The sequence below is a fragment of the Apilactobacillus bombintestini genome, from assembly GCF_003627035.1.
Classification (GTDB): domain Bacteria; phylum Bacillota; class Bacilli; order Lactobacillales; family Lactobacillaceae; genus Apilactobacillus; species Apilactobacillus bombintestini.
On record NZ_CP032626.1, the window covers coordinates 160,423 to 172,947 of the forward strand.

The 12,525-nt window shown below is 35.6% G+C and carries 12 protein-coding genes; 5 read left to right on the forward strand and 7 right to left on the reverse strand.

The window, feature by feature from the left end; all coding sequences use genetic code 11:
• Positions 1-56: 56 nt before the first annotated feature.
• Entirely contained in the window at positions 57-941 is an 885-nt protein-coding gene (locus D7I45_RS00675; protein WP_120783877.1) for a LysR substrate-binding domain-containing protein, read from the forward strand.
• 99 nt (positions 942-1,040) lie between these two features.
• Here the strand turns inward: D7I45_RS00675 and D7I45_RS00680 are convergent, their stop codons facing one another.
• The 5 genes from D7I45_RS00680 to D7I45_RS00700 form a co-directional block, all read right to left on the reverse strand.
• Positions 1,041-1,850 carry a transporter substrate-binding domain-containing protein gene (locus tag D7I45_RS00680; RefSeq protein WP_120783878.1) on the reverse strand — a complete coding sequence of 270 codons (810 nt, stop codon included), beginning with the start codon at positions 1,848-1,850 and terminating at the stop codon, positions 1,041-1,043.
• A gap of 12 nt (positions 1,851-1,862) precedes the next feature.
• Positions 1,863-2,609 (reverse strand): amino acid ABC transporter ATP-binding protein, encoded by a 747-nt coding sequence (locus D7I45_RS00685; RefSeq protein ID WP_120783879.1) that lies wholly within the window; start codon positions 2,607-2,609, stop codon positions 1,863-1,865.
• Between the two features lie 14 nt (positions 2,610-2,623).
• Positions 2,624-3,325, reverse strand: coding sequence for an amino acid ABC transporter permease (locus tag D7I45_RS00690; RefSeq protein WP_120783880.1), 702 nt, complete (start codon positions 3,323-3,325; stop codon positions 2,624-2,626).
• A gap of 202 nt (positions 3,326-3,527) precedes the next feature.
• Positions 3,528-4,391: a mechanosensitive ion channel family protein gene (locus tag D7I45_RS00695; protein WP_162924052.1), complete on the reverse strand. Its 864-nt coding sequence runs from the start codon at positions 4,389-4,391 to the stop codon at positions 3,528-3,530.
• A 58-nt stretch (positions 4,392-4,449) separates the two neighbouring features.
• Entirely contained in the window at positions 4,450-5,316 is an 867-nt protein-coding gene (locus D7I45_RS00700; protein ID WP_120783882.1) for a mechanosensitive ion channel family protein, read from the reverse strand.
• Between the two features lie 116 nt (positions 5,317-5,432).
• Between D7I45_RS00700 and D7I45_RS00705 the strand changes: the two genes are divergently transcribed.
• Positions 5,433-5,999 carry a TetR family transcriptional regulator gene (locus D7I45_RS00705; RefSeq protein ID WP_120783883.1) on the forward strand — a complete coding sequence of 189 codons (567 nt, stop codon included), beginning with the start codon at positions 5,433-5,435 and terminating at the stop codon, positions 5,997-5,999.
• A gap of 34 nt (positions 6,000-6,033) precedes the next feature.
• Here D7I45_RS00705 and D7I45_RS00710 read toward each other — a convergent pair whose 3' ends face one another.
• On the reverse strand, positions 6,034-7,947 hold the full coding sequence (locus D7I45_RS00710; RefSeq protein WP_120783884.1) for an ABC transporter ATP-binding protein/permease: 1,914 nt from the start codon (positions 7,945-7,947) through the stop codon (positions 6,034-6,036).
• A gap of 211 nt (positions 7,948-8,158) precedes the next feature.
• On the opposite strand from D7I45_RS00710, the gene D7I45_RS00715 reads away from it, so the two are divergent.
• Complete coding sequence (locus tag D7I45_RS00715; protein ID WP_120783885.1) at positions 8,159-9,139, forward strand: GH25 family lysozyme; 981 nt, start codon at positions 8,159-8,161, stop codon at positions 9,137-9,139.
• Positions 9,140-9,433: 294 nt separating this feature from the next.
• Here D7I45_RS00715 and D7I45_RS00720 read toward each other — a convergent pair whose 3' ends face one another.
• Entirely contained in the window at positions 9,434-10,186 is a 753-nt protein-coding gene (locus tag D7I45_RS00720) for an SGNH/GDSL hydrolase family protein (protein ID WP_120783886.1), read from the reverse strand.
• Positions 10,187-10,438: 252 nt separating this feature from the next.
• On the opposite strand from D7I45_RS00720, the gene D7I45_RS00725 reads away from it, so the two are divergent.
• Positions 10,439-11,800, forward strand: a complete 1,362-nt coding sequence (locus D7I45_RS00725; protein WP_120783887.1) for an FAD-dependent oxidoreductase — start codon at positions 10,439-10,441, stop codon at positions 11,798-11,800.
• A 134-nt stretch (positions 11,801-11,934) separates the two neighbouring features.
• Positions 11,935-12,522 (forward strand): TetR/AcrR family transcriptional regulator, encoded by a 588-nt coding sequence (locus D7I45_RS00730; RefSeq protein ID WP_120783888.1) that lies wholly within the window; start codon positions 11,935-11,937, stop codon positions 12,520-12,522.
• Positions 12,523-12,525 lie beyond the last annotated feature (3 nt).

Here is a 12,525-nt window from a genome sequence, read left to right on the forward strand (position 1 = left end):
ATATAATTTATATGTGAAATATAAACCTTATTATATCAACGTTTGGAGCACGTTTTATGAACACTAGAGATCTGGAATATTTTATAAGCTTAACAAAATTAAAAGTTTTTTCTAAAGTAGCGGAAGAATTTGGCGTTAGCCAACCTACCATTACCTTTGCCCTAAAAAGGCTAGAAAAAGAAATGGATGCCAAACTTATAATCCGTCATCGTACTCATGGTGACTTAATTGTAACCGATAGTGGTAAACAATTGTTAAATCATGCTCAGGCCATCATTCGACATTTCACGGTGGCCAAGAGAAACATCGCTAATCTAAAGGCTAAGAAAGTATCTATCGGGTTGCCACCTATTATCGAAACTAGATACTTTCCTAAAATTGCTAATAGTTTAAAACAAGAAAAATTATTGCACAGTATTGATACTTATGAATATGGTTCCGAAACTACCAAGGCAGCACTTAAAAATGGGGAATTAGACCTAGCTCTCTTAGGTTCTAATAATCCGCTAGATGATCCTGCGATTGAAACCGAAGAAATCGAGAGAATCCCATTTTGTGCCTATGTAGCTAAAGACCATCCATTGGCTAAGCAAGGTAAAATTTATTTTAAAGATTTAGCCAAAGAAGACTTTATCTTATTTAAACAAGGCTTTGTGCAAAATGAATCCTTTAACCAATTAGCTAAACGTAATGCCTTTCATCCGAACGTAATTTTTAGATCTAACGAATCCAATAACATTATGCGTTTAATTGAACATAATGTAGGAGTAGGTTTCTTTAATTCCTTAGTTAATACTCCTGACGATGTAGTTAAACTAGAGTTCTTAGACGAAGATATGCCCATGTTTGTTACTAACTTGGTTTACTTAAAGTCTCATTACTTTAGTGATTTTCAAAAAGAAGTCTTGGATGTCATTAGAGAATCAATTAAAAAAGAGTAAATACAAGCCCCGCTCGGTGGGGCTTTTTTATTGCCTTATTACTTTTAAACCAATAAAAAAAGCACTCATAACGAGTGCTTTTTTCGTATCTATATAATATTAGTCTTTCTTAGAAGTAATGTCAGAACCGAAGTACTTCATAGATAGTTTCTTCATAGTTCCGTCTTTTCTTAGTTGTTCTAAGACTTGGTTAACTTTCTTGTTTAGAGCTTTAGAATTCTTGTTGAACATGATAGATGTTGCAGCAGGTTCTTGTAGCTTAGTAGGAACGTCAATTTCTTTTAGACCCTTAGTAGAGTTGTTCTTAGCGTAGTACTTCCATGCAGGAATAGCATTAACAGTACCATCAGCACGACCTTGTTGGATCAATTGGTAACCAGTGGAGTTGTCAGGAGTAGATGAAATGTTAGCACCAAACTTCTTAGCAACTACGGCGTTATCAGTACCAGCACCGTCGACGATGTTCATACCTTTAATGTCTTTGATACTCTTCATAGAACTGTTGCTCTTAGTAATTAAAGTGTAGTAAGAGTAAGCGTATGGAGTAGAGAATGAGTATAATTTTTCTCTTTGTGGAGTAACGGTCATGTTGTTCATAACAGCATCGTAACGGTTACTACCTAGACCAGCGATTAAACTGTCCCATTTAGTTTGAACGAAGTCAGCCTTTAGACCCATCTTCTTAGCAACGTCTTTAGCTAAATCCACTTCGAAACCTTTTAGTTGGCCACCTTGACGGTATGAGTAAGGAGCATAAGTTCCTTCCAAACCAATAGTTAATTTACCATTGTTAGTTAAGTTATCTTTGTAGTTCTTAGCACTGGAGTTACCGCATGATGCTAATAAAGCACCGGTACCGGCAACGGCTAATAATACAGTTAGAGATTTGAATAATTTGTTGAATTTCATCATTAACACTCCTTAAATGTTTTGTAAGCTCATAGCGGCAAGAAAGTCTTTGATACGACTATCGTCAGAAGAGAAGAATTCTTCGGTAGGTCCGTCAAAACCAACTTTACCGTCTTCAATGAAAGTAATTTTATCAGCTACACGTTGCGCAAAAGTTAAATTGTGCGTAACGATAACTAATGATTGTTTTTCTTTAGCTAGTTCCAAAAGTACCTTAAGTACTTCTAATTCAATTTCTGGATCTAGTGCACTGGTAGGTTCATCTAATAGGATGTATTCAGGATGCATAGCTAATGAGCGCGCGATGGCAACACGTTGTGCTTGACCACCGGATAGTTGGCTAGGATAAGCATCGGCCTTGTCTTTCATACCTACTTTATCTAGTAAGTGAAGAGCTTCAGTACGTGCTTCATCCTTGCTTTTACCTAGTACTTGAACTTGTCCTTCCATCACATTTTTAACGACGGTTAGATGAGGAAATAAATTAAAACCTTGAAATACCATGCTAGTCTTTCTGCGGATTTGCAAAATGGTTTTAGAACTTAGTTTCTTTTGTCCAAAATCAATTTTTAAATCGTTGAAATCATATTCACCGGCTTCGGGCTTTTCCAATAAGTTCAAAGAACGAAGTAGGGTAGATTTACCAGAACCAGAAGGACCTACAATTACTGAAGTTTTATTTTTAGGAAATTGTAGAGAAATATTATCCAAAGCATGTTGCTTACCAAAGGTTTTGGAAACATTTTTTAAATTAAGCATATGCAAGCTCCTTTCTAGTTTTTAACGAAAGAACGAGAAACTCGTTTTTCCAAGTAACTTTGTAGAACGGAAAGAATACTACATAATACCGCATAAATGGCAGCTACCAAGATGTACATAATTAAAGGTTGATAGTTTTCCGCAGCGATTTGTTGACTGACTTCAAACATTTCTACGATAGTAATGGAAGCAGCCAATGAAGTATCCTTTACCAATCCGATAAATTCGTTAGCTAGTGGAGGTAATGAAACTCGACTGGCTTGTGGTAAAATGATGCGCCATAAAACTTTGCGCTTAGTCATACCTAGTGAATAAGCAGCTTCCCATTGACCTTCCGGAATGGATAAAATGGCACCACGGATGGTTTCAGAAGCATAAGCTCCGGTGTTTAGAGAAAAAGTAATAATTCCGGCAACCACTGGAGTTAAACGAATTCCATCGGGGAAAATTCCCGCGATTCGAAGGTATGGTAACCCGAAAAACACAATGAATAATTGCACTAATAGAGGGGTACTTCTAAATAACCATACGTAAAAATGAAAAATGGCTTTTACAATTAAGAACCAACCACCTTTTTGCGAAATCTTTATTAAGGCAGTAATCACAGCAATGGTTAAACCAATAATAAAGGAAACAATCGCAATGGGGATGGTATAAATTAGACACGCTTTAACTAGTTGTGGAGTAGCGTCACGTATAATATCCCATGCACTCATAGGCATCCTCCTTATTTATATCTGTTTATAAATTCCAATATATGATTATTCTACACTATTTTTAATCGTGACAAAAACATTTGTGTGCTAAATAATTTATTTTTTTAGTAATTCAATAAAAAAACACCCATCTGATAGCTATAACCCCCTAGAATAAGGTAAATATAGCAATGGATGGATGTAGTGTCAATTTAAGTTTTTATTAATGTATAGGTGTTACCAAATCATTATTAGGTAACTCAATACCTGCAGCGGTAATAGCTTCTAGATATAATTGTAGGAATTTGAATTGTACGGCAAACTTAGCAGTGTCTTTGCATGGAATCCATTCTTTGACGATAAGAGTACCGTTACCAATGTCGACAGTTCCTAATAGTTGAGGATCATCAATGATGCCGTCAGTAGTGGCCACGTTTTTAGCATTCACATCTTTCATAATGTCGATAATTTGTTGAATCGGACTGTTAGGATAGATTCGAATGTTAATCTCGGCCTTAAGACGGTCTTTGGACATATTACAGATGTTAGTAATGTAGCGGTTAGGTACGAAGTTAAGCGAGTCATCGACGCCACGGATTTGGGTAGAACGTAAACCAATTTCTTCAACGGTACCGGTGATGGTATCTAAAATAACGAAGTCGCCGACGTCTAATTGATGTTCAAATAAAATAAAGAACCCGGTGATGATATCGTTAGCTAAACCTTGGGCACCTAAACCTAAAGCTAGAGAAATCAATCCGGCACCAGCTAGTAGAGAACCGACTGGAATTCCTATTACGGACAAAATGGAATATAACCAGAAGAATTCTAGAATATAGTTGAAAGTGTTAGTAGAAATAGAATCTAGTGTCTTTTCTCGTTTAGGATTACGATGCTTTTGTTTTCTAACATAACGATTGAAGAAATGATTAATTAATAGTTGTCCTAAAAATTTAACTATTAAAAAGAAAATGGATAATAACGCCACGTCAATGACGATAAAAGTTAAGTTGTGTAAAATATCGCCCCAGTTAAAACTATCGATATATTGTTTGACTACACTAGGGTTAGTGGGTTGATGTTTCATGTGTAACATCCTTTCTATAGATAATAAAAAACGCCCGAAAAACGGGCGTTAAATTCTTTTATGAATTTGAAATATCAGCAATTACTTTGTTGTTAGGAAGTTTAATGCCAGCCTTCTTAATTGCTTCTAAGTATAGTTGTAAATATTCGAATTGTACATCAAAACGTGCTTCGTCAGTAGTTGGGATGTATTCTTTAACGGCAATAGTACCGTCACCCATATCTACAGTACCTAGAAGTTGAGGATCAGCAATGATTCCTTCAGTCTTAGGAACGTAGTCGGCATTAACTTGTTTGATAATATTGATAACTTCAGTAATAGGAGTGTCTGGATTTACACGAATGTTAATTTCAGCTTTCATGCGATCCTTAGACATGTTGCAAATACTGGTAATGTATCTGTTAGGAATAAAGTTTAATGAATCATTGTTACTTCTAATCTTGGTAGTTCTTAAACCAATTTCGGAAACAGTACCGGTAACGTCACCGATAGTAACGTAGTCACCGATGCTAATTTGTTTTTCGAATAGAATAAAGAATCCATTAATAATATCGTTAGCAAGGCCTTGGGCACCTAAACCAATAGCTACGGAGAATAATCCGGCACCGGCTAATAAGGTACCAATAGGAACCCCGATAAAGGTTAGTACAGAATAGATCCAAAAGAATACTAAAATGTACATGTATGAATTAACGGAAAGTGAGTGTAGAGTTTTTAAACGGTTTTCGGCTACACCGTGTTGTTTTTTAGCGTAGTTGCTAAATAAACGATTAATAATCATTTTTCCTACCGCTTTTAGGATAAGAAAGAAAATGGAGATTAAAACTACGTCGATCACAATGTTAGTGATGTTGTGTAAAATTTGGTCCCATTTAAAACTTTCAATGTATTTGGTAATAAAACTAGGATTGTCAGTTTTATTCAATTTTATTCACTCCTTAATAAGAATATATTAATAGCCTAACATTTAACGGCGAGATATGATAGTTACAGCTTAGGTAAAGTTAATGTTAAAATGTTTATGCTTAAGGGGGATGTCACATGGCGCAGTATGAACATAAAAGAAAAATAACTGATGATAATATCGTGAAAGCTTTTTTGAAATCTGCTAAAGATAGAGGTGTCGATGCAGTAACCGTACGTGACATCATACAATATGCACAAATTAACCGCAGTACTTTTTATCGACACTATCAAGATAAATACGATTTAATAGAACAATTGGAATATCGTATTATCGAAGAAATTGATAATGCCAATAAAGATTTCAATAAATTTTCTATGAAAGATGCTTCTATAAAGGATATTAAAAGTGCGGCGAACCAATTTGTTTATCAATTTTTAACTGTAATTGAAAAATATCAACCTATCTTAGAAATTATGGTTAGCGCAAAAGGAAATATTCAATTTACTATCCATTTATTAGATTATTTTTCTAAAATGGTAAGCAGTACTACAACATCATTTATTTCTAAGTTGGAAGATAAAGATCGTCGCCTAATGTCTGCATACTATTCATCTACTGCATTTGGAGTAGTAGTATTTTGGATTCATAATTTTGATGAATATAGTAAAGACGATATTTATGAATTTTTAATTAACCAATAAAAAAAAGACCAGCAAACGCAGGTCTTTTGTTTTTTTATTCAGCACTTAAACTTTCTATTGGATCTAATTTAGCACCCTTGTTGGATGGGAGAATAGAAGCCAATAAGTTAATAATGATGGCAATTACGATACCAAAGATAGCGTCACCAGGAGTAACTTGAATGATTGAGTAATCAATTAAACCATTTACTCCGGAGTTAATTGCTAATTGAAGTAGGTAAGCCAATACTACGGAAAATACTGAAGAGAAGATTCCTAAGAATAATGCTTGACTTACGAATAACATTCTAATGTTACCTTTAGTAGCACCTAAGGCACGTAAGATACCAATTTCTTTAGTACGTTCAGCCACACTGATGTATAGCACTACGATAATCATGATGGCAGATACTAATAGAGAAATACCAGCGATAGCAGCTAATACATAAACCGCCAAGTTAATGTAAGTGTTTAAAGTAGAAACAATTTCACCGGCACCAGAAACGGTGTAAGCACGTTTGTTATTAACAGTTAGTTTATTAATACGGTTTTGTACTGGAGTAACGTTTTTAACACCACCGTCGATTTCGGCATTAATGTAATTAGTTTTAGCATCGATACCATTAGCGTTTAATTCTTTTTGAATGGTAGCAAAGTTAATGATAGTAATTGGACTTTGTGAATCTACAATTCCTGAAATCTTTAAGTTGCTAGTTACAGGGAAAGGACGACCGGCTTTCATATCAGTGAAAGTAACTTGAATAGTTTTTCCTACCATGGAGTTAGGGTTCTTTTTGTTTAAACCTTGAGCAGCTGAAGTGTTAATTAATACTTCGTTATCACTAGGCTTAGTTCCGTGTTTAATGTTGTCTACGTTAGTAGTAGATAAACTAGAACTTAAGTAAGATGATTGTGCAGTCTTTTTACCATATTTGAATTGCACACCTTGGGATGCGTAACCACGTTGTACTGATTTTACCCCTTTGACTTTGTTAATGCGATTTAAATCAGAAGAAGTAAATGATGAATGATCATCTTTATTGTGGTGCATGATTTGTACACTGTTAGGGTTAACTTGTGAGTAAATTTCGTGATTAATGTAACCACGAACCCCATTACCTAATCCCAACATAAAGATAACGGAGAAAATACCGATTAATCCACCGAAGATAATTAAAATATTACGCTTGGCATTGTATTTTAAGTTATCCCAAGTCATCTTAGTAACGGATTTAAAAGATAAACCTTTAGATTCAATAGCAGGTTTTTGGCTAGCTTCATATTGGTTACGTAATAATTTGTCTTGATCAATACGTCCGTCAGTCATGTGAACGATACGAGTTCCGTAAGCTGCTACTTTTTCAGAATGAGTTACGGTTAAAACTAATTTACCTTCCTTAGCGATGTTATCTAAGATTTGTAAGATTTCGGTAGTGTTTTCAGGGTCTAGGGCACCAGTAGGTTCGTCGGCGATTAACATTTCAGGGTCACCGGCTAACGCACGGGCTATAGATACACGTTGTTTTTGACCACCTGATAATTGGTTAGGGTATTTGTTAATGTGATCAGATAATCCTACCTTATCTAATAACTCTTTGGCACGTTTAATTTGTTGTCTCTTGGATAATTTAGTCATTTCCAATGGCACTAACACGTTGTCTAAAACGGTCAAATGACTAATTAGGTTAAAACTTTGGAAGATAAATCCAATAGTTTTACGACGGTATTCGTCTAATTGCTTATCTGTATCATGTTTTAGTGAATTGTCGTTAATGCAAACATCACCAGAGTATTTACTATCTAATCCACCGATGATATTCATTAAAGTGGACTTTCCTCCACCGGATTCACCTAGGATGGATACCATTTCACCTTTATCAAAGTCTAAATTGATTCCTTTTAGAACCTTAAATTCTTCTTTGCCTAAATAATATGATTTTTGAATATTTTTTAATTGTAAAAATGACATGTTATCACTCCTCATATCAAAAAGTTTGTATAGCCTATTATAGGAGCCGTAAAAAATTATACAATCACCAAAATGAACAAAAGTGTTGCATTTTTGATGAAATATTACCAAAATAGCCCTAATTTGTAACATTAATATATTCGTTTTGCAATATTCACTGTCTATAATAGATAACAGAATTAGTTAGACAGTAAAAAAGGAGTCCTAATTGATGAAGAAAAAATCAATGTTAATGTTGCTGCTAACTCTCATTGGGATTTGCTTTGTGATGATCATGAACAAACCTGCTGATACCCAAGCGGCTGCTAAACGAGCCTATGATTTGTCAGAATGGCAAGGCCGTTTATCTGCACGTAAAGTTAAGCAACTAAAAAAAGAAGTTCCATTCGTTATTTTACGAGTACAATATGGTAGCTCATATAATGATAGAACATTCAGTTACAATCGTAATTTATTAAATAAATATCAAGTACCATACGGAGTATATTCATTTAGTTTGTATCGTAATTCAGCATCAGCTGCTAACGAAGCACGTTTGTTATACCAACGTGCTCCCGAAGCTAAGTTCTATGTAAATGACTTTGAAACTACTTCCATTAGTAGCAAGCGCGCTAACGCTGCTACTCGTAAATGGGCTAGAACTATTAAGCCTATGGTAGGTGGCCGTAAAGTATTGTTCTATTCTTACCAATCCTTTATGCAAACCTACGCATCTCGTGCGCTAAACGCCTATGATGGTTACTGGGTAGCTGCTTATACTCGTGCTGAACCTACTATGCCTCATGTAATGTGGCAATATACTGATCGTCACTATTCCAAGGCATTGCGTAAACGTTTGGATGCCAGCAAGTTACGTCAAGATCAACAATGGTTCATTGGTGGTACTGCTGCTCAACCACAACCTGCAAAGCCAGCTCCAGCACCTGCTCCAGCTAAGGTAGTGCACCACAAGAAGAAGCATGCTAAGAAAGTGGTAAAGAAAGTTCATCACAAGAAGCGAGTTAAAAAACATCCAAAGAAACATGTCAAGAAACGTCATGTTAAAAAGATTCGTCACAAAAAGCGTCATGTTAAGAAGCATAAGAAGCGCCATGTAAAGAAACATGCTAAAAAGCATACTAAAAAACGTCGTCACGTTAAGAAAGCGCATCATAAAAAGAATCATCACAAAAAGCGTCACGTACGTAAATAGATAAACAAAAAAAGCTAGTCAATCGACTAGCTTTTTTTATGTGGAATTATAGATAATTATGAATAAAAATATGGAAAAGCAATTTTGCTTTACGAGTTAACATTGGGATAAAGCTAACTTGGGATTTCTCCCAATTACTCTGGTTGGAGTCGAACCAACGATAATAAATTATCTACCGAACAGAGCAACGAAAGGATAAGTTTTAAAATGTTGCATTCATTCATTACGATTATCATACTACTAAATGATAAAATTGCAACTAAATTTTAATACTTTTCTCATAAAGTTTGTAAATTAATCATCATCCAACATGGAATCTAATTCACGGACGAAAATAGGGGTCCAACCATAACGGTATCCGGCACAAGTTGGATGAGTGTCATCTAACATGAATTCGGGATGTTGTTGATTTAATTTAGCCAAGTTGGCATTATTCCAAATATCGATAATGGCGAAGTGCCATTTGTATTGAAGTTCGAATAGTTGTTTTCTTAAAAATTCATAAGCAGGATTAGGACTACGTAGGCAAGTGTAAAATACGATAGGACAGTCCCAATGCTTTTGTACATACGCAATTATGTATTCAATAGCACCCAGACTGGTGGAAGTATCGAAGTCATCCATATCATAAGAACGACTGATAAAGCCCATCTTAGCGCCTTTGCGTTGATCATTAGTAGATAATTGGCAGGCGAATAAGTCTAAAGGTTGCTTCGTATCTAAGTGCTTGCGTAACCGACTGACGTAAGATGAATCATCTAGATCAGCTAAAGTGGTTCCACTAACGGCTTCTTTGATAGCATCGACGCCGTGTTCTACACGTAAAAAGTCGACGAAAGAAATTCCGTTAGCAGCTAATCCATAGGTAACGGAGGAACCTAAAAAGGCAATTTTTTTATTATTTAACTTACCATCTACGAAAAAATCTTCAGAAGGGCGGTAAATATCGCTGTTGGCTTTTCGTAGTTCCATGCTTTTCTTTGAAACCTTCACTAGGGCAGCACCTGCTGCGGTAAACAAAGCTGTTTTAATTAATCCATGCTTCATGATAAGAACCTCTTTATTTTATTTTTGCTTACCTCGATTTTACTAGTAAATTTGGTGAACTACAACGAAACTTCTCATTTTTTTATAAAAAATATTTAATAAAATGTCCATTTAAAAAATATTTCATTGGGTAAGATAAAATTGCTTGCAAATTAAGGTTAGTAAATATAAAATACAATTTGTAAAAACTTATGTGATTATTATCACAAACTCGCAGAACGAGTATCTAAATTATAGGAGGCCATGATAATTATGAAAGTTATCGTAGTTGGTTCTTCACACGGTGGATATGAAGCCGTTCGTGGAATGCTTTTGGAAAACCCAGACGCTGAAATTCAATGGTATGAAAGAGGAGATTTTATTTCCTTCTTATCTTGTGGAATGGAATTATACCTTGAAGGTGTCGTTAAAGATGTAAATAAAGTTTCATATGAAACACCTGAAAACGCAGAAAAAGATGGTGTACACGTATTTGTAAAACAAGAAGTTGCAAGTATCGATGCTGCTAACCACCAAGTACACGTTAAAAACCTAGCAGATGGTTCAGAAAGAGACGAAGGTTACGACAAGCTAATCTTAGCTATCGGTGCTGTTCCTCGTCGTCTAGATATTCCTGGTAAAGATCTAGAAAACATCTACGCTATGCGTGGACGTGACTGGGCTATCAAACTAAAACAAAAGATGGTAGATCCTGATCTAAAACATGTCTTTGTAATTGGTTCTGGCTACATTGGTATCGAAGCTGCTGAATCATTTGCTAAGGCAGGTAAAGAAGTAACTATCATCGACCACAATTCTCGTCTATTAGGTAACTACTTAGACCCAGAATTCACTGAAATTTTAACTCATGAATTTGATGATCATGGTGTTAAATTCGTCGGTGACGTCGATGTACAAGAATTTGTAGGTAAAGACGGTAAGGTATCTGGCGTTAAAACTAACAAAGGTAACTTCGATGCTGAATTAGTAGTCGAAACTGCCGGAGTAGTTGCTAATACTAAACTATTAGATGGTGTCGCTGACCTAGATGATCATGGCCTAATCAAAGTAGATGAACATCAACAAACTAGCCAAGCTGATATCTACGCAGCTGGTGATTCTACTATGGTTCCATTCGCACCTACTGGCGATTTATCATACATCGCTTTAGCTTCTAACGCTCGTCGTCAAGGACGTGTAGCTGCCGCTAACGCTGCAGGTAGAGAATTAAAGATGACTCCAGTTTCTGGTTCATCCGCTCTATCTGTATTTAGCTACCACTTCGCTTCTACTGGTGTTAAGGAAGACACTCAAGCTAAATGTGGTGTTAAGAATGCTAAATCAGTATTAATTGAAGACTTTGCCGTTCCTCCATTCGTTTCCGAAGCCGCAGGTAACGCTAAAGTACAATTCAAACTAACATTTGATGCAGATGATGGTCGTATCTTAGGTGGTCAAATCATGTCCAAACGTGACGTAACTGCTAACATCAACACCATTTCATTTGCTATTCAACAACATGCTACTGTATACGACTTAGCATATGCTGACTTCTTCTTCCAACCAGGTTTCGACCGTCCTTGGAACATTATGAACGAAGCTGCGCAAGCTGCAGTAAGAAAACTAAACAAATAATCGTTAATAACGGTTAAAAAGGGCATCGAAGCAATTCGATGTCTTTTTTTGTGCAGATATGTTGACACGGTGTCACTATTTTATTAACATATAATTTATAAAATGACACGGTGTCACCAAAGGAGGAAAAGATTATGCCTACAGCTACATTTGAGAATTTAAAACCGGAAAAACAAGATCAAATCTTTGTGGCTTTGATTAATGAGTTTTCTAAACATCGCTTAATGGAAGCCCAAGTAGCCAGAATTATTAAGGATTGCGGCATTGCGCGCGGTTCTTTTTATAAGTACTTTGCCGATTTAAACGATAGCTATGAATATGCTTTAAAACGTGTTCTAACGGCTGTTCATTTCGACATCTTACACTTAATTGAAAACGAACCTAACAATTCACTAGCTGCCTTTTATGAGGCGACACGTGCCTTTATTGATAAGCTAAGTAATTCTAAATATCGTGAATTTTATCGTAAATATGTTTTATATAACCAATACGAATTAAAACATACCGAATACGATTATCGTCATATGCCTAGTGAACATTTAATACTGAAGGTAAATGGTCACGAGGTATCTGATAAAGAAACGGTAGTAGTGACTTACAAATGGGCTACTAAAGCTGCGCATGAAGTCATTAAAGCAGTTTTAGAAGGCCACGATGCCACACAAGAATTACAAGATTATCAAAAGTTATTACACGTACTTAATGCGGGATTAAGTAAATAGGGG

Coding starts and splice junctions, on each gene's coding strand:
- D7I45_RS00675 (WP_120783877.1), top strand. CDS start 57: ATGAACACTAGAGATCTGGAATATTTTATAAGCTTAACAAAATTAAAA.
- D7I45_RS00680 (WP_120783878.1), bottom strand. CDS start 1,850: ATGAAATTCAACAAATTATTCAAATCTCTAACTGTATTATTAGCCGTT.
- D7I45_RS00685 (WP_120783879.1), bottom strand. CDS start 2,609: ATGCTTAATTTAAAAAATGTTTCCAAAACCTTTGGTAAGCAACATGCT.
- D7I45_RS00690 (WP_120783880.1), bottom strand. CDS start 3,325: ATGAGTGCATGGGATATTATACGTGACGCTACTCCACAACTAGTTAAA.
- D7I45_RS00695 (WP_162924052.1), bottom strand. CDS start 4,391: ATGAAACATCAACCCACTAACCCTAGTGTAGTCAAACAATATATCGAT.
- D7I45_RS00705 (WP_120783883.1), top strand. CDS start 5,433: ATGGCGCAGTATGAACATAAAAGAAAAATAACTGATGATAATATCGTG.
- D7I45_RS00710 (WP_120783884.1), bottom strand. CDS start 7,947: ATGTCATTTTTACAATTAAAAAATATTCAAAAATCATATTATTTAGGC.
- D7I45_RS00715 (WP_120783885.1), top strand. CDS start 8,159: ATGAAGAAAAAATCAATGTTAATGTTGCTGCTAACTCTCATTGGGATT.
- D7I45_RS00720 (WP_120783886.1), bottom strand. CDS start 10,186: ATGAAGCATGGATTAATTAAAACAGCTTTGTTTACCGCAGCAGGTGCT.
- D7I45_RS00725 (WP_120783887.1), top strand. CDS start 10,439: ATGAAAGTTATCGTAGTTGGTTCTTCACACGGTGGATATGAAGCCGTT.
- D7I45_RS00730 (WP_120783888.1), top strand. CDS start 11,935: ATGCCTACAGCTACATTTGAGAATTTAAAACCGGAAAAACAAGATCAA.